21 protein-coding genes are annotated in these 22,171 nt (G+C 50.5%); 2 read left to right on the top strand and 19 right to left on the bottom strand.

Annotated elements, in window-relative coordinates:
* Nucleotides 1-222: 222 nt before the first annotated feature.
* The 9 genes from OCV59_RS08330 to OCV59_RS08290 form a co-directional block, all read right to left on the bottom strand.
* Nucleotides 223-1,068 (bottom strand): Nif3-like dinuclear metal center hexameric protein, encoded by an 846-nt coding sequence (locus tag OCV59_RS08330; RefSeq protein ID WP_147594032.1) that lies wholly within the window; start codon nt 1,066-1,068, stop codon nt 223-225.
* Complete coding sequence (locus OCV59_RS08325; RefSeq protein ID WP_147594031.1) at nt 1,058-1,990, bottom strand: tRNA (adenine(22)-N(1))-methyltransferase; 933 nt, start codon at nt 1,988-1,990, stop codon at nt 1,058-1,060. The genes OCV59_RS08330 and OCV59_RS08325 overlap by 11 nt, the downstream gene beginning before the upstream one ends.
* Before the next feature lie 4 nt (nt 1,991-1,994).
* Entirely contained in the window at nt 1,995-3,140 is a 1,146-nt protein-coding gene (gene rpoD, locus OCV59_RS08320) for an RNA polymerase sigma factor RpoD (RefSeq protein WP_394803007.1), read from the bottom strand.
* 118 nt (nt 3,141-3,258) lie between these two features.
* Entirely contained in the window at nt 3,259-5,016 is a 1,758-nt protein-coding gene (gene dnaG / locus OCV59_RS08315; protein WP_147594029.1) for a DNA primase, read from the bottom strand.
* A 175-nt stretch (nt 5,017-5,191) separates the two neighbouring features.
* Nucleotides 5,192-6,202 carry a deoxyguanosinetriphosphate triphosphohydrolase gene (locus OCV59_RS08310; RefSeq protein WP_147594028.1) on the bottom strand — a complete coding sequence of 337 codons (1,011 nt, stop codon included), beginning with the start codon at nt 6,200-6,202 and terminating at the stop codon, nt 5,192-5,194.
* A 108-nt stretch (nt 6,203-6,310) separates the two neighbouring features.
* The gene (locus tag OCV59_RS08305; protein WP_147594027.1) at nt 6,311-6,505 is read right to left on the bottom strand and encodes a catalase-related domain-containing protein; all 195 of its coding nucleotides are present in this window, start codon (nt 6,503-6,505) and stop codon (nt 6,311-6,313) included.
* Complete coding sequence (locus tag OCV59_RS08300) at nt 6,502-7,485, bottom strand: catalase (RefSeq protein ID WP_262584236.1); 984 nt, start codon at nt 7,483-7,485, stop codon at nt 6,502-6,504. Before OCV59_RS08300 ends, OCV59_RS08305 begins: the two co-directional genes overlap by 4 nt.
* 115 nt (nt 7,486-7,600) lie before the next feature.
* Complete coding sequence (gene dut, locus OCV59_RS08295; protein ID WP_147594025.1) at nt 7,601-8,029, bottom strand: dUTP diphosphatase; 429 nt, start codon at nt 8,027-8,029, stop codon at nt 7,601-7,603.
* Nucleotides 8,026-9,276, bottom strand: coding sequence for a M16 family metallopeptidase (locus OCV59_RS08290; RefSeq protein ID WP_147594024.1), 1,251 nt, complete (start codon nt 9,274-9,276; stop codon nt 8,026-8,028). The genes dut and OCV59_RS08290 overlap by 4 nt, the downstream gene beginning before the upstream one ends.
* 114 nt (nt 9,277-9,390) lie before the next feature.
* Between OCV59_RS08290 and OCV59_RS08285 the strand changes: the two genes are divergently transcribed.
* Nucleotides 9,391-10,410 (top strand): hypothetical protein, encoded by a 1,020-nt coding sequence (locus OCV59_RS08285; RefSeq protein WP_147594023.1) that lies wholly within the window; start codon nt 9,391-9,393, stop codon nt 10,408-10,410.
* 145 nt (nt 10,411-10,555) lie between these two features.
* On the opposite strand, the gene OCV59_RS08280 is transcribed toward OCV59_RS08285, so the two are convergent.
* The 3 genes from OCV59_RS08280 to OCV59_RS08270 form a co-directional block, all read right to left on the bottom strand.
* A complete protein-coding gene (locus tag OCV59_RS08280; RefSeq protein ID WP_262584235.1) occupies nt 10,556-11,095 on the bottom strand; it encodes a GNAT family N-acetyltransferase in 540 nt (179 codons plus the stop codon).
* A 39-nt stretch (nt 11,096-11,134) separates the two neighbouring features.
* Nucleotides 11,135-12,151, bottom strand: a complete 1,017-nt coding sequence (locus OCV59_RS08275) for a 2-hydroxyacid dehydrogenase (protein WP_262584234.1) — start codon at nt 12,149-12,151, stop codon at nt 11,135-11,137.
* A gap of 73 nt (nt 12,152-12,224) precedes the next feature.
* The gene (locus OCV59_RS08270; protein ID WP_262584233.1) at nt 12,225-12,647 is read right to left on the bottom strand and encodes an acyl-CoA thioesterase; all 423 of its coding nucleotides are present in this window, start codon (nt 12,645-12,647) and stop codon (nt 12,225-12,227) included.
* A 226-nt stretch (nt 12,648-12,873) separates the two neighbouring features.
* Between OCV59_RS08270 and brnQ the strand changes: the two genes are divergently transcribed.
* Entirely contained in the window at nt 12,874-14,169 is a 1,296-nt protein-coding gene (gene brnQ, locus OCV59_RS08265) for a branched-chain amino acid transport system II carrier protein (protein ID WP_147594020.1), read from the top strand.
* 2 nt (nt 14,170-14,171) lie between these two features.
* On the opposite strand, the gene spo0A is transcribed toward brnQ, so the two are convergent.
* The 7 genes from spo0A to OCV59_RS08230 form a co-directional block, all read right to left on the bottom strand.
* Entirely contained in the window at nt 14,172-14,975 is an 804-nt protein-coding gene (gene spo0A / locus OCV59_RS08260) for a sporulation transcription factor Spo0A (RefSeq protein WP_147594019.1), read from the bottom strand.
* A gap of 109 nt (nt 14,976-15,084) precedes the next feature.
* Entirely contained in the window at nt 15,085-16,152 is a 1,068-nt protein-coding gene (gene spoIVB, locus OCV59_RS08255; RefSeq protein WP_147594018.1) for a SpoIVB peptidase, read from the bottom strand.
* 10 nt (nt 16,153-16,162) lie between these two features.
* Nucleotides 16,163-16,585, bottom strand: coding sequence for a hypothetical protein (locus tag OCV59_RS08250; RefSeq protein WP_147594017.1), 423 nt, complete (start codon nt 16,583-16,585; stop codon nt 16,163-16,165).
* A gap of 241 nt (nt 16,586-16,826) precedes the next feature.
* Nucleotides 16,827-18,197 (bottom strand): sigma-54-dependent transcriptional regulator, encoded by a 1,371-nt coding sequence (locus OCV59_RS08245; RefSeq protein WP_147594016.1) that lies wholly within the window; start codon nt 18,195-18,197, stop codon nt 16,827-16,829.
* Nucleotides 18,198-18,223: 26 nt separating this feature from the next.
* Complete coding sequence (locus tag OCV59_RS08240) at nt 18,224-20,173, bottom strand: two-component system sensor histidine kinase NtrB (protein WP_147594015.1); 1,950 nt, start codon at nt 20,171-20,173, stop codon at nt 18,224-18,226.
* Entirely contained in the window at nt 20,163-21,596 is a 1,434-nt protein-coding gene (locus OCV59_RS08235; protein ID WP_147594014.1) for an APC family permease, read from the bottom strand. The genes OCV59_RS08240 and OCV59_RS08235 overlap by 11 nt, the downstream gene beginning before the upstream one ends.
* A 133-nt stretch (nt 21,597-21,729) precedes the next feature.
* Complete coding sequence (locus OCV59_RS08230) at nt 21,730-21,897, bottom strand: hypothetical protein (RefSeq protein WP_262584231.1); 168 nt, start codon at nt 21,895-21,897, stop codon at nt 21,730-21,732.
* Between the last annotated feature and the right edge of the window lie 274 nt (nt 21,898-22,171).

Raw genomic sequence — 22,171 nt, 5'->3', positions numbered from 1 at the left:
CAGTACATCTGCTTCTGCTCAGACCTTGCGCTGAATGCCACCCGTCACCAGCCGGTTTTCAATACCGGCTTCCAGCACTTGCGATACACCCGGCATTTTGCAATCACACCGTCACCGCATCCGCCGGCCTGCGCCTACAGCTTGCAATGCATACTGCCAGCCTGGCGCCTATGGACTGCGATAAATTCCGCAACACATTCCGCGCCGCATCCGTACCATCATCTACAGTATATTGAACGGATCGATGTTCACAGCAGACTCCACGACTTCCGCTTTCCCGGCGAGCTTCTTCTCCAGCAGCTCCCGCATCGCCTGGGCAAAGAATTTTTCCGTTCCGTAATGCCCCGCGTCCAGAAGGCAGATGCCTCGTGCAGCAGCAGCCTGCGCCTCATGATACTTCACGTCGCCCGTTATGAAGAGCTGACATCCTGCATCCACAGCCATTTCAGCCATATCCGCTCCGGCTCCGGTGCATATCCCGACCGATGTTATCTCCGTATTCAGATCGCCGCATGCGCGAAGCTGCCTGATACTCATGTTCAGCTGGTTCGCAGCAAGCTCTATAGCCTGCACATAAGTCAAAGGCTTCCTGAATCTGCCGGTCCTTCCTATATCCGCCTCGTCGCGGTTTTCTGCCATCTTTGACGGTGAAACAACGTCATCGCCCCTGAGGTTTTTCACGGACGAAAGCCCAAGCCTTTCCGCGATGATATCATTATTGCCGCCCCTGACCTTGTCAAAAGGCGTATGACATGAATACACCGATATACCGTTCGAAACCAGCTTCATCACAGCTCTGTCCTCACTGCTGTCGTAGCTGAGCTTTCTGATGCCGCTGAAGATCAGCGGATGGTGCGATACTATCATGTCTGCACCTGCAGCGACCGCCTCGTCTGCCACGGCCTCCGTTATTTCAAGACATGTTATGACTTTTTTAACATGCTTCTCCGGAAATCCGATCAGCAGTCCGCTGTTGTCCCACGACTCCTGCAGTGATACCGGCACTGCGTCCTCGATCAGTTCAGTCACATCCGCAACTGTTATTATACCTTTTTTCCTATCTTCCATTTCCGTATTCCTCCAGCAAACGCTTCAGATAAGCTATCCCTCTGCATATCCTGTCTTCCTGCGCGATATCGCGCTCCTTTGCCAGCATCACATTTTCGAGCCTTTTCTTCTCATTTTCGATGTTCCTGGCAATAAATTCCTCTACCGGACCTGTCGCCTGTGTGATCCACGGCGGCACACGATATATGATGTCCTCGCCGGTGTCCTCTTCCGATGCGAACGATACGCCTCTTATGCAAAGCCTGCCGTCGTCCGTGACGTCTCCGGCTGCGGTATGCACGCCATACGTTTCCGATCCGGCATTATGCACGTCATCCGTCGCTGATCCGGTGATACAAACGTCATTCATACGCGCATCACCCATATGGACGCCATCTGCCTGCACACCATCCATACAAGCCACATCCACACTGGCATCATTAGTAAAAACGTCGTCCGCCTGCGGACTGAGCGCTGTTATTATCTCAGGTATGAACCGCCCCTCCTCGACCAGATCCTCATGGATTATCGTGAACCCGTTCTCGAGGAGCCACTTCCTGAGGTGCCCCTGCCTGGTTCTCGGCTGCAGTATGTATTTTCTGAAAGAGCATGTGTGCTCCATGTCGATGCTCATTATATCTCTTATGAGCATGCCGCCCATTCCCGCTATCACTACTGTATCCGTTTCGCCGCGCTCCAGTACGGATATACCGTCGCCCACTCTGAAATCCGCACGCTTTCTGTCTGCACCCAGCATGTCGAGATTATCCGAGCCTTTCATCAGAGACGGCCGGCTGACGTCAGTCATTATCACCGACGGCGATATGTCGTTTTCTATCAGATATATAGGCAAAAAACCATGGTCTGTGCCGATATCAGCCATGGTTTCACCTTCATTTATCCTGTCTGCTATTTTCTGCAGTCTTATACTTAATTCTGTCATGTTTCTATTCCAGGTAGTCCTTGAGTTTCTTGCTTCTGGTCGGATGTCTCAGCTTCCTGAGAGCCTTCGCCTCGATCTGTCTGATCCTCTCTCGGGTAACGTCGAATTTCTTTCCGACTTCCTCGAGCGTCCTGGCTCTTCCGTCTTCGAGACCGAATCTGAGCTTCAGCACCTTCTGCTCTCTCTCTGTGAGAGTTCCCAGCACGTCGACCAGCTGCTCTTTGAGCATGGAAAACGCTGCAGCTTCTGCAGGTGCCGGCGCATCGTCGTCCGGTATGAAGTCTCCGAGATGGCTGTCCTCTTCCTCTCCGATAGGAGTTTCCAGTGAAACAGGCTCCTGGGAGATCTTGAGTATCTCTCTTACCTTTTCTACAGATATGCCCATCTCTGCAGCGATCTCGTCAGGGGTCGGCTCTCTGCCTTCTTCCTGGAGCAGCTGTCTTGAGACTCTTATCAGCTTGTTTATAGTTTCGACCATGTGCACAGGGATCCTTATCGTCCTCGCCTGGTCAGCTATAGATCTGGTGATCGCCTGTCTGATCCACCATGTAGCATAGGTACTGAACTTGTATCCCTTCGTCCAGTCGAATTTGTCAACGGCCTTTATCAGACCGAGGTTTCCTTCCTGTATCAGATCGAGGAACAGCATGCCTCTTCCGACATACTTCTTGGCGATACTTACTACCAGTCTGAGGTTTGCCTCGCAGAGCTTCTGCTTCGCATACTCGTCGCCCTGCTCCATCCTCTTGGCAAGGTCGATCTCCTCCTGCGCAGTGAGGAGCGGCACCTTTCCGATCTCCTTCAGGTACATCCTGACAGGGTCGTCGACAGCGATGTTCTTTGAGATCGTCGCCTCGAGATCTATCTCCTTCGCATCCGGATTCTCGGCTATCACCGCATCGACTTCCGGATCGTCCACTTCTTCATCCTCGAGCTCCAGCAGATCGATATCGTCAGGCTCGTTTTCCATATCGACCTCGACGCCCTTGCTCATCAGAAGTTCGTAGATCTCTTCCATCTGATCCTTGTCGAGCTCCATGTCTCCGAGCCTGTTCGAAACGTCTGTGTATGAAAGTGACTTTTTCTTCTTTGATGAGGCTTTTTCTGTCAGATCCTTTATGATCTGCGCTTTCGTTTCCTCGTCAAGCACTTCGTTTTCTGCAAATTCGCTGTTCTGCACAGGCTCGGCCTTAGCGCCTGCTTTTTCAGTGTTTACCTTCTTTGTCTTTTTCTTTTTTACGTCTTTTGTATCAGCCATTCCGTGCCCCTCACTTCTTTATTTTTTTCTGTATTTCTATAAGCTGCTGTGTAAGCCTTATTATTTCTTCGTGGTTTTCTTCCTCATCTGCCATGGAAAGGCGTACGAGGATCTCTTCTTCCTGCTTTTTGAGTTCTTTCTTCCTTATCTGTGCGATGCATTCGTCAAAGACGGACCGCTCGGTGCCTGGAGATATTATCTCCGCCTCTATTTCCGCAAGACAGACGGCGCACTCCTCATCGAGCCTGTCCTTAAGCGCATTGATATCAAGTATATGCCTGCCGTCGCAGATTTGCAATATATTTTCGTATATACTTTTTCCCTGTTCGCTCCTGAATACGATATCCCTCACATCTTCCGGCAGGTCGATGTAGACAGGATCCGTGATCATCAGCTTCAGCAGGTTTTTCTCTGCAGCCGGCATTTCCACAGCCGTCTCTGCTGCCCGGTCGTCGTCCCTGAAATGATGCTCGCCGCCCGGCGGCACCTTTTCCTGACTATTATTGCCTGAATACTCGAATCTTATAGCCCCTTCCGAAACACCTGTTTCCTCGGCAAGCTTTTTTATGTAGATATCGGCTTCCACAGGCTTCATCCCGCGCAGTACGTCCACCGCATCTCTGATGAAATCGACCCTCTGCTGTTCATCTGACAGATCGTACTTCGCCTTTACGAAGCCGAGCTTGAAGTCTCCGTACGGCAGTGCGTTTTCTATCAGCTCCTGGAAAGCCCTGCGCCCGTTCTTCTTCACGAACTCATCGGGATCCTTGCCCTCTGTGACTTTTAACACCTTTGCTCTGCAGTCTTCTCTGTAGAGTATGTCCAGTCCGCGCATGGCCGCGTTCTGTCCCGCCTGGTCGGCGTCATAGGAAAGTATCACATTTTTCGTGTACCGCCTGATCAGCCTTGCCTGATTCTCGGTAAGCGCCGTTCCCAGTGATGCAGAAACGTTCCGCACTCCGCTCTGATAGAGCGAAACGACATCCATGTACCCTTCCACCAGGACGATGGCGTCTTCCTTTCTCGCCTCTGCGCCTGACATATTCAGACCGTAGAGGTTGTACTTCTTCCTGAAGACCGGGGACTCCTGCGAATTGAGATACTTCGGCTCTCCGTCTCCTATTATGCGGCCTCCGAAACCGATGACCTTTCCTCCCGTGTTCTGTATCGGGAAGATCACCCTGCCGCGGAACTTGTCGTAGTACCTGCCGTCTTTCCTCGATTTCGATACGAGACCGAGCTCAAGCATCCTGTCTTCCGAAAATCCTTTTTCCTTCAGAAAAGTGTACAGACTGTCCCATCTGTCGTCAGCATATCCTATACCGAACCTGTTGAGTATCTCCTCCGAGATACCTCTGTTTTTCATATATGTATATCCCGGATTGCTGTGCTGACGCAGCGCCCTGTAATAAAACCGGGCCGCCTGACGGTTTATCTCGTAAAGCTCCTCCTTGTCCCTGCTTCCGCCGAAAGCGCCTTCAAGGCTGATGCCGTACTCCTTTGCCAGCATCTCCACAGCCCCCTTGAAATCGAGGTTGTAGTAGCGCTTTACAAATTCGATGACATCTCCCGTCGCTCCGCAGCCGAAACACGTGAATATCTGTTTTGTTTCCGATACAATAAAAGAAGGTGTTTTTTCATTGTGGAAAGGACAGATACCTTTGTAATTATTCCCCGTTTTCTTTAACGAAACGACTCTGCCTATAACATCGACAATGTTACACCTGCTTTTTATCTCATCTGCTATATTTACATTATTACTACTCACTTTTGCCCCTCTTGAAAACTGCGATGCATAATATTATTTACGACAGGAATCAGCACTTTCCTTTTTTTATTTTTATATTTTTTTGTTTTATTTACCGTGCTTCTTTCTGCGCTGCGCGCTGCCCTGCGCTTTCGGATATCCCGCAGCGCGAGTCTTTTGCAAAGCCTCCGCCTGCCTATCTCCAGCCCTTTGCAACGAACAGTTCTTCATAGAGGTTTATCGCATATCTGTCTGTCATGCCTGCGATGTGGTCCTTGGCGAGCTCCGCATCCGGGAAGCTGCCGCGCATCGCACGGAGATCGTCCGGCAGTCTGTCGGGATCTTCCAGGAAATACTGGTACAGCGACACGATGATGTTCCTGACCTGGCTCACGTCTTCCGCGCGCTTTACTTTATCATTGTGATACACGTTCCTGAACATGTAGGTCCGCAGCTCATCCATAGCCTGGTAGCGTTCCTCGCTGAGCTGCGCCGTAGGCCTTCCGCTGCTGTTTTCGATCATATCTCTCACGAGAGTGTCTATACGCTTCTTATGCGTGTCTCCGAGCACGGCTATGCTTTCCTTCGGCAGATCCTCCGCAGTGATGATGCCGCTTCTGATAGCATCGTCTATATCGTGATTGATATACGCTATGCGGTCGCTCGTCTTCACGACCTGCCCCTCAGCTGTCACAGGCATCGTGCTCCCTGTATGATTCAGTATCCCGTCACGCACTTCGAACGTCAGGTTCATGCCTCTCCTGCTGCTTCCCGACTCCAGCACATCGACGACTCTGAGACTCTGCACGTTGTGCCTGAAGCCTCCCGGATATATCTCGTTGAGCACGGCTTCACCGCTGTGTCCGAACGGCGTGTGCCCGAGATCGTGCCCCATCGCTATAGCTTCGGTAAGATCCTCATTGAGTCCTGCGCCTCTTGCGATGGTCCTGGCGATCTGTGATACCTCTATCGTATGTGTGAGCCTCGTCCTGTAATGGTCTCCCTCCGGTGCCAGGAACACCTGCGTTTTGTGCATGAGCCTCCTGAATGCCTTGGAATGCACTATCCTGTCTCTGTCGCGCTGATAGTCGGTCCTGATGCTGCACTTCTCCTCAGGCAGCTTCCTTCCTCTGCTCTCCGCAGCCTTTGCAGCATACGGCGACAGATATTCAAATTCTCTCTTTTCAAAGACTTCTCTGGTGACCATTTTACCTCCGGTTTTATCACAGGCTCCCGCGCATACCATCGATGTCCGGCGCGTGCATGAGCCCTCTCAGATCCTGCTTTTCCAGTATATATAATACTATCCGGCAGGCTATGTTGTAAAGTCGTTTCTGCGCCTTATGTTTTCCGCCAGCTGCACGTCTGCCTCGCTGATCAGCGCCGTGATCCTTTCCTGCAGTCTGCTGTCGAGAAAAAAGATATCCTCTGCTACCGCCTCCTCGAGATCCTGACGCTGCGCGGCAGTCATCGCTCTGTAAAAGCTGCTCGCCTGCAGCATTTCCTTCAATATGAGCTCCCCCTTTCCATGGCCTCTGTCCTGTACAGGAAATCCATGATCTCTTCGAGGCCGTCTCTGTAAAGCTCTATGCCTTTTACCGGTCTGCCGGGTATGAAGCTCGTCAGATCCTGTATGTTTTCACGATCATCAGTGAGCCCTGTGATGCGCATCACACCTGCCAGGACAAACTGCGCTGTTTCTTCGTCCCATTCTGCAGTGTGCTTCGGATGCTCCTCCGGGTCGAACTCATCTTCGGGTATCATCTGCACATAAAGATCGAAGGACGGGAAGCGGCCTGCTGAAATGTCGGAAGCCAGCTCTTTGAATGCCGTGTCACAGTCGAATCCAGCCATGAATTCAGCGGTTATCCGGTCGTTCACCTTTTCCCGCGATGCCGTTACATCCTCTCCACTGCCTGCTGCAGGGCATGACGGGATCCATCGGTACCTCACGAAGCACTTTTCACCTGAAGCGTTTTCCCAGACAGTTGTGTTTACAGAAAACCATTTTACGTTTATAAACGTTCCAGCGATGCCTTCGTACGAAAACAGCCTCAGCGCGCAGTGCAGAGACTCCGGATTTTCCGCGACAAACTCCCAGAACCTTCTGCTGTTCAGGCCGTCACAGTGCTCACTGCGTGTGAACGCCCTTATGAGATCCGGCAGCTTCTGCTTTTCATCGATGAAAAATACAGGTATGCTCTGACAGACCATGTCGTACTCTTCGCTGCCATGGAATTTGACGCTCATTCCTTTTATATTCCGGACAGTGTCAGCCGTCCCCTTCTGCCCGAACATCGATGCGAACCTGACCGTGACCGGAGTGACCTCATCCGTGCTGCTGAAGATCTCTGCCTGTGTATGATCCGCGAAGGACATGTAGGGCCTGAAAAATCCGCGGACGGTCAGCCCTTTGCGAAACAGCAGCCGTGGTCTCGGCATCTCTTTTATCATTCTCTGTATATGCTCAAGCATCTGAAAATCTGTCATATGCACCACCTCAACATTATAGTATGGCGCAGAGCGGATTTTGTTCTGAATATTATCAGACGGCTCCGGATACCAGATCTTTGTCTGATGTCCGGAGCCGCCGTTATTTCCATATTTATACGCCTGTATGTCCGAAGCCGCCTTCACCGCGCTCCGTTTCGGAAAGCACCTCTGCTTTCTCCAGGTCGGCCTTCTCATATCTGGCCACGACCATCTGCGCTATCCTGTCACCGTTTCTGACGATGAAAGCTTCATCTCCCCAGTTTATCAGCGAGACTCTGATCTCTCCGCGATAGTCGCTGTCTATAGTGCCTATGCCGTTGGTCAGCCCTATGCCGTGTTTCACGGCAAGTCCGCTGCGCGCACGTATCTGCACTTCGAATCCCGCAGGTATCTCCATGAAAAGCCCCGTCGGTATCAGCGCCCGGCGCCCCGGCAGTATCTCGACCGGTTCATCGATGTACGCCCTGATATCCATGCCTGCCGAGCCTTCTGTCTCATATCGGGGCAGCTCTCCTGACAGTGTCTTTACCTTTATCTTCATCGTTTTATCAGCCTTTCGAGGTCAAAATCCGTTCCTGTAACAGACGCTGCGCAGTACGACGAGTAGTCGCCGATCATCTCCGCAGCCTGCTTTATATCATCTTGCGTCACCTTGTCGAATTCGCTCAGCACTTCTTCAGGAGAGTACACCCTGTCAAGAAGCAGCTTGTTCTTTCCTATCGAAAACATCCTGCTGTTGATGTTCTCAAGTCCGAAGATATATGAGCTCTTTACCTGCTCCTTCGCCATAGACAGCTCTTCGGCAGTGACTCCGTCTTTTTTGAGCATCTCGAGCTCATGTCTGACCGCATCGAGAGTAGCTTCCGCCTTGTCATGCGCCACTCCGGCATATATGCTGAAAAAGCCCGTATAGCTGGAGAACACGTTCATTGAGCAGACTGTGTAAGCCAGACCCTTTTCTTCTCTTATATTCTGGAAAAGTCTCGAACTCATACTTCCTCCGAATATGCTGTTCATCAGCACGAACGCGTAGTACTTGTCGTCCGCCATGGAAATGCCCGGCGTCGCAAGGCAGATATGAGTCTGTTCGATATCCCTCACCTTTACGTCGAAGCTCTGTCTGTAAGGCTTCAGCGTGAAGTCCTGCGTCACTTTCTTCTCTCTGAGCGAAGTCAGCCTGCTTTCAAAAAGCTCTGCAATCCTTTCCTCGTCGAAATTGCCCGCAACTGCTATCACGATGCTGTCTCTCGCATACTTTTCGCTGTAATACGCAGTGAGCTTTGCACGGTCGATCCCCGCGAGGCTCTCAGGTGTGCCGAGTATGCTCCTGCCCAGCGGATTGCCGCTTGCCACGAGCTCCGATATCGTATCGTACACGTCGTCGTCCGGACTGTCCTTGACCATCTTTATCTCTTCACAGATGACCTTTCTCTCCTTGTCCATCTCCTCCTGGTCGAAGCGCGAACCTGTCAGCATATCGAGCAGGATCTCAGCTCCCGCATATATATTGGATGACAGCGTCTTGATGTAGTAGCATGTCGCTTCCTTTCCCGTGAAAGCGTTGAACATGCCTCCGATCTTGTCGACATCAGACGCGATCTCCTTAGCCGTTCGATTGTCCGTCCCTTTGAACATCATATGTTCGATATAGTGTGACACTCCTGAAACACTGTCGTTTTCATCTGCGGCGCCTGTTCTTACCCAGATGCCCAGGGCTGCCGACTGAACGTAGTCGGTCTTGTCCATTATTAACGTTGTACCGCATTTTAATTTTACTGTTTTTACCATATCAACGCTGCCTTTCTTCTAAATACAAAATGTATTGTAACACAAAAACATCTGTTTTCATATACTGCCATTGAACAAAAAACACATTAAAATCACCATTCAAGGAGGTAAAATATGAACTGTTTCTGCACACCGCAAAACAATGCTTCAGGGGATTCCTGCTGCAAAGCCAACGATCTCTGCAGCTTCAGCGGGAATCTCGATGACGTCACCGCTACTCCGATATACGTACAGAGCGTGTATGACGCCGTAAGGTTCCATATGCAGGGAATGAAGACTGTACAGAATCTCAAATTCACACCTGCGATCCCGCCGGGATGCTCCGTCAGCAGGATACTCGATATCCGCTGCAAAAAGGTCTTCGATCCTTCAAAGGCATCGGACCGCAGCAATCTGACACTCGACATGGAGACCGGTATCTCCGGCGCATATTTCGTGAACGAGTGCAACAGCGTTGTCGAGACTGTCGGCCCGGACGGAGTCCCTTCCGAGAAGATACTGTTCGCAGACACGAGCGAATGCGATTCGACCGGAGGCGGCACACCGATCTTCGGCACACAGAATGTCAAGATCTGGGGCAACATCATCATCTACATCGATCTTGCGATCTGCGACAGCTGCGGCCGTGAAAGCACGATGACGCTCTGTTCCGAAGTCAACATAGCAAATCCTTCCTGCCCTCTCGTACTTACCAATTTCTTCGAGCTCTGCATGCCTAGCACATCGAACTCCGCATTCATGCCTCGTCTCACGGAGCTTTCGAATGCCGGATTCAGCTGCAGGATGGCTACGAACAATGCGACGCGCGACCTGTGCATGGGTCCTAACGGCGAGATATCTGCAAATCTCATCGTCACGATCTGCATCACTGTCGAGAAGAAGATCACGGTGCCTGTACAGCTCTGCGTCCTGTCGACAGGATTCGCTGAAGCTCCTCTGCAGGAAAACGTTTCAGGCGTCGTGACATGCCCTGGTCTGTTTCCTGAGAGAAATGACAGCAGCGCTGCTGCCTTCGGCCCTCAGGGTGAGCAGAGCGGCTGCTCTGCGAACCAGGGGTGCGATCAGCACCGCCCTCCGGCACCTGGAGACTGCGACTGCGGCTGCAGTGATTACCCGCCGACGACATGCTGCTGAGTGCAGGATGCATACGCGGTGAACGATAGCATCATTCGTTAAGCCAGGCCGGCGTTCTGAAGCGCCGGCCTTTAGAATGCCCTGATCTTTGCATGACGCTGCGCCTTTACATACGGCATGGCACGCGATGCATATATGCATGCTCTCACACTTCTATGTAATAAGGGCAGATGTCCTCGTACTCCCCGTTTTTCATGCGGAAGCCGCCCGGGATCTTGCCTAACTGCCTGAAACCGAGGCGCTCATAGAGATGTCTTGCCGCGAGATTCGTCGCCACGACCGCATTGAACTGTATTATCGAAAATCCGTGCAGCTTTGCCTGGCGCATACAGTCAGTCACCAGCCTCTCGCCTATGTGCATCCCTCTGGCACGCGATGCCACTGCATAGCTCGCATTGCTTATATGTCCGCATCTGCCGACATTGTTCGGATGCAGTATGTAAAGCCCCAGCAGTTCGCCCGTCCGGCTGTCTTCCGCGACCGCACAGTATGTCTGGCCTGCGAAAAACTCCATGCCTGATGTCTCGTCGAGGCATTCCTCCTGCGGAAAAGCGATACCGTCCTCGACGACCTCGTTCCAGATCTCATTCATCGCTTTCACATCTTCACTTCTGTATTTTCTCACCGTTATTTCCGTCATCTCTGTCATGTCTCCTGCTGTGTCTCCTTCGTCATCATTTTTCATCAGCTCTTTATTTTCGCTGTTTTCGCGTTTACTTCGTTTTCACTTATGCTCCATCAGTTCCGGATGATTGACGATATTGTCCGGCTTTTCTCCGGCTCTCACCTTCTCTATATCCGACCAGATCATGTCGTATCCGCGCCTGAACGACGCTCCTGTTATCCCTCCGATATGACAGCTGAGCAGCAGCTTTCTGCCTGCCTCTTCGGAAATCGTCAGCAGATCGTTGTCAGCAGCTACAGGCTCTCCGTCTATGGTATCGAGACCCGCTCCTGCGATCTCGCCGTTTTCCAGAGCCTTCACCATATCCTGGCTGTTCACCAGCTCGCCTCGCGACGTGTTTATCAGATATGCGCTGTCCTTCATCTTTGCGAAAAACGCACTGTCTGCCATGTATCTCGTAGATCCGTTGACCGGCAGATGCAGACTCACTATGTCCGAGCACGCCAGCAGCTCGTCGAGCTCCATGTATCTGACGCCGTATAGCTTTTCATCAGCCTCTGCAAGCCTGTGCGGTTTGTGATAGATGACCTCGGCACCGAACGCTGAAAGCAGACCGGCCGTCGCCTTTCCTATATCCCCGAGACCTATAAGTCCCACTCTGCATTCACCGAGCTCCCTGAGATCTCCGGCCATCATGTACGCCTCTTTTACCGCGATCTGCTCTCCGGCTCTGACGCTGCGGTCTCCGCCGGCAACATCTCTGAGCAGCCCCAGCATCAGAAGCACAGCCTGCTCCGCTACGGCAGCCGCATTCATTCCCTTGCAGTTGCAAACGTATATGCCTCTTTCATCGGCCGCATCGATATCCACGCCCTGATAACCTACGCCTTCAGAGTGTATCAGTTTAAGCTCAGGCATCTGCCTTATCACATCTCCCGGCACGTTCCCGATCGCATCGACGATAACGTACGATGCGTCTTTTCCGGCATCCAGAAGCTGCCCGGCTGTCGCTCCGACTGGAACGTAAGATATATCGTAATCATCCAGCTTCTTTTTATCTGCTGTATATCGGGCAAGCCTGCCTTCCTTTCCTATCACGAGTATTTTGTTTTTCATCATCTTCTCCGTTCTGTCTCTTTCTCACACCGCTTCATGTGCTTCATGCTCAGATCCAAGCCAGGATCCACGCTTAAAAGAAAGCATCCGCTTCCTTTCGCCATGACATCTCCTCTTCATCATCCGTTTCATCCAGCGCGATGCCGTGAGGCTTCGGCGCCTTTGTCTCCGGATCGATCGTCACGAATGTCGCATAGCCCTCCGCATAAAGATCTCCGGTCTGTTCGTTTTTCAGATCCACATGGACCGTCAGGCTCGTCCTGCCTGCACGCACTACCGTGCTTTCGTATCTCACTATGTCTCCCGGTTCGACCGACCTGCTGAAATCAAATCTGTGCATGTTCTTGTAGAGCAGCCCGTTCTTGTCGCCGTGCGTCAGGCACGCTGCCATGAACGCCGACTCCACCATCCACTCGATGCCTCTGCCGGCATAGAGATTCGCATGATGGTTCAGGTGCTCCATCCTTATCATATGTAATGAAATATACCGCTTCATATAACTGTGTTTCTCCTGTCCTGACCGATGCATCCTCTGCGGATGCACCGCTGTTTTTCCGTAAATAATATTATCACAAAGAAATGTCAAAATAAAGACGTTCGCCGGATGTACGCCGAATGATGCCGGACAGCCGAATGATGCCGGACGTTCGCCGGGCGGTTGCTTTTCCCCCGTTTATATGATAGCATAATGCTTACGTGTGCATATCGAAAGGACTGAAAAAATGAAACGCGACTTTAAAAACATGATAATTATAGGACTTGCTCTTTTTTCAATGTTTTTCGGCGCAGGAAACATCATATTCCCGCCTTATCTTGGAATGGGCGCCGGCCCTGAATGGGTGCCGGGATTCATATGTTACTACATGGCTGATATCGGGCTGTCGCTGATCGCGATATTCGCTCTTCTCCGAAATGAAGGTGAGATATCAAGGCTGACCGGAAAGATAGGGACAGTTCCTGGAAAGATAATGGTCTCTGCGATCATACTGTGCATCGGGCCGTGCATAGCGCTTCCGCGTACAGGTGCGACCGTGCATGAGATGTTCGCCCAGCCGCTCTCCGGCAGTATACCGGCAGCCGTATCGACATCTGTATTTTTTCTCATAGTGCTGGTACTCACGCTGCGTGAGTCCGCAGTAGTCGATATACTCGGCAAATTCCTGACGCCGGCGCTGTTTGCAGGACTTCTCATACTGATAATCTACGGAGTCGTAAATCCTGCAGGTGAGATATCGGCAGAGTCTATGATGGACAACGTGATAGTATCAGGCATAAACGCAGGTTACCAGACCATGGACGTGCTCGCTGCGATGATCTTCGGGATCATAATAGTGAAGACGGTTACCGAAAAAGGCTACACCGAGAGCCGTATAAAATCCAGGATGGTCCGCAACGCCGGCATCATAGCGGCGCTGCTGCTCCTGATAGTTTACGGCGGTCTGACGTACCTCGGCGCAACCGTCTCTGATATCTACAATCTCAGGATCAACCGTTCGGAACTGATACTGAATATCACGGAAGCACTGATGGGCCGCACGGGAGTGATACTTCTCGGCATCATCGTGACGCTTGCCTGCCTGACCACCGCTGTCGCACTCGTCAGTGCGAGCGCTGACTACTTCTGCACGCTTTCAGGCAGAAAGCTGAGCTATAAGCTGCTCGTCATCGTCATATGCGTCTTCAGTGCAGTCATCGCCAACTTCGGTATAGACAAGATCGTCATGCTGGCAGCTCCTGTGCTCAGCCTCATATATCCGGGAGCTCTGACGCTGATAATCCTCGCCATGTTCGACAGATGGGTATCTGACTTCACTGTGAAATTCGCAGTGTTCGGCGCTATGGGAGGAAGCCTTCTGGAAATACTGCACAGCAGCGGCATCATAAATCTCGGTTTCATATCTGAGATGCCGCTCAGCTCGTTCGGCCTGGGCTGGATGTGCTTTGCCGCTGCAGCCGGCATCGCAGGCGTGCTCCTGAAGCGGCTGGTTTTCGACAGAAAAAGCATGCCGGCTGACTGATGTCAGCTGGCACGTCTTTCTATCCTGAGCTTGTCAGCTATGATCGCGATGAATTCCGAATTGGTCGGCTTGCCCTTGTCGTTCTGTACCGTGTAGCCGAACAGGGCGTCTATCGTTTCAAGCTTTCCTCTGTTCCATGCGACTTCGATGGCATGTCGGATAGCTCTCTCGACTCTGCTCGGAGTCGTGTTGTTTGCTTTCGCGATGGCAGGATAAAGCTCTTTTGTCACTGCTCCCAGCAGGTCTATATCCTCCACGACCATTATTATAGCGTCTCTCAGATAATGATATCCCTTTATATGCGCAGGAACGCCTATCTCATGTATTATATTCGTTATGTCTATTTCAAGATTCCTGTTTTCCTCATCCTTCTGTCCCGTGAGTATCGCACGCGCATACTGCATCTTGCTCTCGCCCTTGTCCTCGACTCCCGACAGCTGATTTATCCTCTTCATGAGTATGTCGAGATTGAACGGCTTAACTATGTAGTATTCTGCTCCGAGGCCAATGGCCTTCTGCGTTATAGGCTCCTGTCCCACTGCGGATAAAACGATAGTTCTCGGGTATTTTTCAAGTTCAAGGTTGTTGATCGTTTCCAAAACGCCCAGTCCGTCAAGATGGGGCATGACCATATCGAGTATAAGGATCTCCGGCTGATGTATTTTGATATTTTCTACTGTTTTTATACCATCATGAGAAACGAAAGCCAAATCAATATCTTCCTTGTCCCTGAAGTAATCCGTAAGGATCTCACAAAACTCCCTGTTGTCGTCAGCGATACCGATTTTAATTCTTTTCATTTTCATATCCTCCTGGTTGTTACTGCTTGCAGCTGTACTTCACTTATTCACTGCTATATTTCCATTTTCAGACAAACCATGTAAATTATCAACGGTATCATGAATACAATTTGCTTTACTTTTCGACAAAAGCTGACTCATTCAGCATCCACTCGATAAATATCCCGTAACCTCGCTGCGGATCATTCACGAAAACATGCGTAACAGCTCCGATTATCCTGTCGTTTTGTATTATCGGACTGCCGCTCATTCCCTGGACTATGCCCCCGGTCTCCTCGAGAAGCTCCCTGTCGGTCACTCTTATCACCATGCTCTTATCCGACGGAGTATCCTGCTTTTCGATCTTTTCGATCTCTATCTCAAAACGCTTTATCTCATTGTTCGAAAGAGTAGACAGGATATACGCCTTCCCGAGTTCAGCCTGCTCCTTCGTTCCCACCGCGACAGGCTGCGTGTATATCGGGTTTTCTATCGGATGATACGCAGTGCCGAACACACCGTAGCTGCTGTTCTTTACAAGACTTCCCAGCGGATCGTCGGAATGATAGAATATGCCCTTTATCTCCCCGGGCTCTCCGCTCTTTCCTTCCCGCACCTCCTGCACCTGAGACTGTAGCAGCTGGCCGGTTTCGACAGAAAGCACAGCACCCGTTTCAGGGTCGGCGATCCCGTGCCCCAGAGCGCCGAAAGAAGAATCGGCAGGATCGTAATACGTAAGCGTGCCTATGCCTGCCGTTTTGTCCTTCACCCATATACCCAGCCTGTAGACGCCGTCTTTTTTCGATTTCACCGGATCTATGTCGACGCTCAAAGTCTCCTCATTTCTCTTTATCCTGAGCCTGACAGTGCCCTTCGCCTCGTTTATCAGCTCCTGGACCTCGTCCGCGCGATACACCTCGGTCCCGTTCACCGTCATGATGATATCACCTATCTGCAGTCCGCTCAGAAGCCCCGGATTCATCTTCGTTCCGTCCTCGCCCTCGATTTCCTCAAGACCGACTATAAGCACACCTCTGACGTCCATTTTGACGCCCACAGACTGTCCTCCCGGGACGAGCACCTTTTCAGCGACCACCGGAGCCGCCGCCGTGCTGTCCTCTCCCGGGAAGATCTGTCCTATCAGGATGATCGAAAGAAGAAGTCCGCCCAGCACGAGCGCACCCTTTCTGGCAAACTGTTTCATCAAAAGCCCCCTAACTGTCAAAGTTCTGCAGGAATTCCCCGAGATCTTCCTCCGTCTCCATCGTGACCCCGTCGACAAAAAGCTGCTGATCGCTTTCCGAAAGCAGATCGAACGGTATCGACGTGATCAGATACAGCTCCTTCCTGCCGTCTTCATCACATACAAAAACTTTGACCACTCCGTCAACTTCTTTTATTAGATATGTCTTCGGCTCCTCCTTCGTGCCTGTCTGCTGCTTCGAAGCGCTGTCCTTTTTATCGCTGCCGCTTTCGTCCGCCTTCTTGATCTCCGCAGTCTTCACCGCCGCTTCATCCGCACTGTCGCTGCTGTCGCTCTGATAATTGAGCCATACTCCGAAAGCCATGATAAGTATCCCTATCGCGCAATAGATTATCCTGTTTCGAAGCGCTTTTTTTCTCGTATCTCTAAACATAATACACTTCACCTCAAATGTATTATTGTCATTTTTCCCCTGTTTATACACTTCATCGCGGACACAAAAAACAGAACCTTCATCATGCTCCGGCTCTGTGGTTTTTTCTGATTTTTTTATGCGGCAAAGCCGCTTTTTTCTTTTTTGTAAAGCTGCAGCTGTCTGTTTTCCGGCATGCACGGATCGTCTGACGCGTGCGGCACGCTGTGCGCGCTGCGGATGACGTATGCCCGTCACCCGTCTATTTGAGCCCGAATTCCACCAGCTTGTTGAAAAGCTGTCTTCTGGATATCGAGAGGATCTCTGCGACCTTGTTCAGATCGTTAGGATACCTAGACAGCAGCTCCTCTATATAGATCTTCTCGGCCTTGCTCCTGTACTCCTTGAGTGATTCCGTGTAGTCCGTCTCGAAAATGTTCGTGGCAGTCCTGACAGGCCTTTCCGAAAGCATATCCGACGGCAGATACTCCTCGCGCACCTCCCCGTGCTCCGACAGCACCATGCACCTTTCCACTATGTTCTTGAGCTCTCTGACATTGCCCGGGTAATCGTAGTTTACGAGCAGATTTCTCACCTTGTCGCTCATCTCTATGTTCGTCTTTTTCATCTCCCTGGCGTACTTCTCCATGAAGTAGTCTATGAAGAGCGGTATGTCCTCCGGCCTTTCTCTGAGCGGCGGTATCTCCAGCACTATAGTACTGATCCTGTAGAACAGGTCTCCTCTGAACAGCTCCTTGTCCATGTCCTCCTTGAGGTTCCTGTTCGTTGCCGTTATCAGCCTGAAATCGACAGTTATCGGCGTATTGCTCCCCATCCTGTAGATCATCTTGTTCTCTATGGCTTTGAGCAGCTTTGCCTGCAGGTTCATCGACACTCCGCCGATCTCATCGAGAAACAGCGTCCCGCCGTGAGCCGCCTCGAACAGTCCGATCCGCCTCTGGTTCGCTCCCGTAAACGCACCCTTTTCATGTCCGAAGAGCTCGGATTCCAGTATCGAATCGGACAGCGCCTGACAGTTGAGATCCAGCAGGCTGGCATTTTTCCTGTTGCTCTTTTCATGTATGAAGGTGGCCAGCACTTCCTTTCCCGCGCCGGACTCGCCGAGTATCAGTATGTTCGCTTCGCTTGCCGCAGCTCTCTCTGCCATCATCAGCATCTGTCTGTACTGAGGATTCTGGCTCTGCAGCATATATCCGCCTCTGACCTGTTCTTCGAGCACGCGGTTTTTCATCGCCGCAGCCCGCATATCCCTTATCTTTCGCACTTCGATCAGAAGCTCCTCAGGATCGCTTCCCTTCGTGACGTACGAATATGCGCCGTTTTTCATCGTCTCGACTGCCTTTTCTATAGTGCCGAATGCAGTCAGTATCAGCACCTCTGTATCGTATTCGCGCTCCTTGATGTTTTTCAGAAGCTCGAAGCCGTCCATCACCGGCATGCTCAGATCCGATACCACGACGTCGAAACTGCGCTCTTCGAGTATGTCGAGTGCCTCTTTCCCGTTGAAGCACGTCTCCACTACATACCCGTTGTTTTCCAGGATCATCTTCAGGACCTCACAGTAATCCTTTTCATCATCCACTACAAGTATTCTCAAATTCTCCTTGACCATTGCGACCTCCATCCCTTAACTTTTCCTTAACTGTCCCTGAGAGGCAGATTAAGCCTGAATACAGAACCCTCGCCGACCCTGCTCTGGACCTCGATCTTCCCGTTGAGCTTGTCGGTCTCATTATATACGATATAAAGTCCCAGTCCGTTTCCTTTGTTGTTTCCCTTTGTCGTGAAGAACGGATTGAATATCTCCTGCAGGATATCCTCCTCTATACCGGTCCCTGTGTCCTGTACATCTATCTCGAATGTCTCATCATATTTTAACACTTTTATCGTCAGATTGCCATTTTCTTTCATCGCATCCGTGGCATTCTGTATCAGATTTATCAGGATCATATCCAGAGACTCCACCTGTATGAACGTTCTTACGGACTCACTGCATATTATATCCAGATTGATATTTTTCTTTTTCAGGATGTTGCGGTTGAGCGACGTCAGTGATCTGATATGCTCCTCGATATCGATAGTCTCACCTTCTTTTGATGACGCTCTTGAAAAGTTCAGCAGGTTGTTGATTATCGCGCCTGAATTGTCGACCGCCTTTTCTATATGCTCTATCGCCTTGTCCTTTACCTCTGCATTGTCATTCATGTTCTTGAGCACATAGCAGTAATTCCTTATTATACCCAGAGGATTCCTTATCTCATGCGCGACGCCGGCCGCCAGCTGACCCACCGCTATCATCTTATTGTCCTGCAGCAGCTGCCTTTCCGCCATCACCTTGTTGGTCACATCCTCGCCCATGAACAGCAGCTTGTCCACCGAACCCGATGCGCTCTCTATAGGGAAGATATCGATATCCAGCACTTTGCGCCGCATGCTGATATCGATCTTTTTATGATTTTGCCCGTTTACAGCCGCCTCTACAGCATCCTCGAGCTTCTGCCTGTTCTCACCGTCGAGATCGAGTACACTCCAGATCTTCCTGCCTACGATATCAGCCTGTATCGCATTGTAAAACGCCCGGTTTATATCCTGTATTCCGCCTTCAAGATCGAGCTCCGCCATATAGTAGTTGACTCCGTTGAATGTAGTCTTGAGCTCATTTTTGCTTTCTGTCAGCTTCTGCATCCTCAGATTCAGCTCATCGTACAGATTCTTGTCAGCATGATAATAGATAAAGAAGACGACGAGCACTGCAGTGAATATCACCAGTATCAGCAGATAGATATCTTCATTCCTGTTTTTCATGTAGACAGGCCCGTTTCCGTCAAGCCAGCGCTGGCTCGCTCTGTAGGAAATGACATGTCTGTCCGCTGCATTCACGCACTTGTCAAGTATGCCGTAGGCCGCTGTGTCCCCCTCATCGGTGATGATGCAGACATTTTCCGTATATATCGCGTGGTCAAGCGCACTGTAGTCATTGTCACCGCCCAGTGCGTCTTTTATAGCGCTGAGATCTCCAAGTATGAAATCCGCTTCCTTCTCTCTTGCAGCTGCAACAGTTTCTTCAGCGGTATCTTCATAGCTGAAATCTATTTTCTTACCGTCATATTTTATTTTTTCTTTGCCTTCTTTAGTACGTCCGCTCATCGCTACACCGTCAGGATCTTCTGACCATTCTGCTCCGTCGCGCAGGAAAAGAGTGCCTTCCAGCTGAAACAGCGCGGAAGTGTAGCTGATGTCACGATCAGCATGGATCTCATCGGTCACGACCACCATCATGCAGTCTGCAGAACCCTCGTCAGTCGTCAGGATCACATCAGTTCCCGCGTCACCGAAAACATTTTTAACGTATTCCTGCAGGAATCCGTCGTCACCGTCGCCCATCAGATACCGCAGGTTTTCATCGACATATATGTATATACCGTCATGGCTTTTTATATACGCCTGCTCACGCTTGTTCAGCTCTATTTTCGAATGCTCCTGAGCATTTATGTTTATGCTGTTCTTCTTGACTCCCCATATGCAGATCGCAGCTATACACAGTATTATGATTATCAGGAAAGTATGCTGCAGAATCTTATTTTTCATTTCGCACTCCCTTTCTGGCGAATTTCTCACCGAATATCAGAAGCTCCCGTTCTTCTCTGCTCACAGGCTTTCGTCTTCTGTTCAGCATCTTCACCATCACGAATCCGAGCAGCATCCATGCTGCAGTTATCACGAATTCCGGGCTCACACCGGACAGATTGACGTTTGCATTTATGTAAAGTCCCAGATAGACTGCAGTTATCGCCAGAATGAATATGCCTGTCTTTGCTCCTCCTTTTATGTTGAATGGCCTCGGCAGTTCCGGCTCGTTTTTCTTAAGCATTATGAACGATATTATCACAAGTATATACGAAATCAGCGCACAAAATGTGCTGGTGTCCATGAACCATACCAGTGCATTCATTCCCAGAAGCGGAGCTGTCACACACACTGCCCCAATTAGGAAGATCGCCACATAAGGCGTCCTGTATTTTTTATGGAGTCTGCCAAACACAGCAGGAAGCATCCCGGCTCTGCCCATGGAAAACAGCAGCCTAGTCGCTCCTATGAAAAAGCCGTTCCACGACGTGAGTATGCCGAAGATACCGCCGACTATAATTATCACCGAAAAAATATCCCCGTTGAACATGTACGAAGCCACATCAGCCATAGGTATCACTCCGGAACCTCTGATCTCCACAGGAGCCGCAAGTGAAACTCCTGTTATCAGCAAGATATACCATATTATGCTCACTATGATGCATACCAGTATCATCTTGCCTATATACCTGGGCTCTATGTTCATTTCCTCGGAAGACTGCGGTATGACGTCAAAGCCTATCAGCATCGCCGGCACCATCAGGAATACATATGAAAAGCCTCCATACGATCCGAACATATCACCGATATTGTCAACACTCCCGAATACTGCACCGCCAAAAAATATGAAAAGAACGATTATCATCATCGCCGCCGTCGCCATCACCTGGAACAGTACAGCCGGCCTGACTCCGAAAAAATTCAGGAGAGTGATGATCACTGCGCCCAGCATACCTACAAGTGCCCATGACATGTGTACCTGATATCCTGCCACCTCCCACAACAGGCCCACCTGAGGAAGAGGGAACATGTAGTTCATCGCCGTTGCCAGCGCGATGCCCTCCCAGGCCGCCACACCTATATACGCCATGGACATGATCCAGCCTACTATCCACGCAGCCCGGTTTCCCATAGCCCTGTAGGCGAATACGAATTCTCCTCCTGCAAGAGGAAGTGCAGCTGTAAGCTCTCCATATGTCAGCCCTATCGTGAGTATGATCGCACCGCCTATGATGAATGCGGCTATCGCACCGACCAGTCCCGCTTCGTTCACCCATATCGGTCCCATCATCACCCAGCTCCAGCCTACCATCGTGCCGAACCCTATAGCTATTATGTCTGTTCTTCCCAGTACCTTGCTGAGGAGGTTTCTCTTTTTTTCCATAATAAAACCTCACCTGTCACTAAACTTGGATCTTGATACATCCATTATACATTGTACAAAAAAAACAATAAAGTGGCTAGCGCCACTTTACCGTTTCGAGAATTTATTAAAAGGGATGAAATTGGACTCTGATTTAATTTTCAGGTTTGACCTGCAGGCTCTGCAGATGCAACAGCCACGATGCCTTTGCCATCCGTGTAAACACGACTTCACCGATTGCCATGGCGATTGTCGCTGTTGTCTGTAATACATCATAGTATCCTTCTCTGCATCTGTAATGCAGGCCTCTCTTATTGATCATACTTATAGTCTGCAGTGCCTGCCTGCCCTTTGCCAGAATGCATTGTTATCCTTCATTGGAGACGGATCACTAACGCTCCTTGTGCAGGCGGCAGTACAGGCCTATACTCAGCATAATCAAACCCCACGAATACAGTCTTCACACCGTTTAACAGGAATGCTTCAAGTCGCATTTGATTTACATGCGTGATTGATGCAGGAAATCTTAATTCAGCTGCTTGACTGTATTTGCCTATATATAAAACAAGTTCCGTGCCAATCTGGCACGATTCGCG

It is taken from the genome of Brotomerdimonas butyrica, assembly GCF_025567305.1.
GTDB lineage: Bacteria > Bacillota > Clostridia > Peptostreptococcales > Anaerovoracaceae > Lentihominibacter > Lentihominibacter butyricus.
This window is presented reverse-complemented; position numbering and strand designations above follow the sequence as displayed.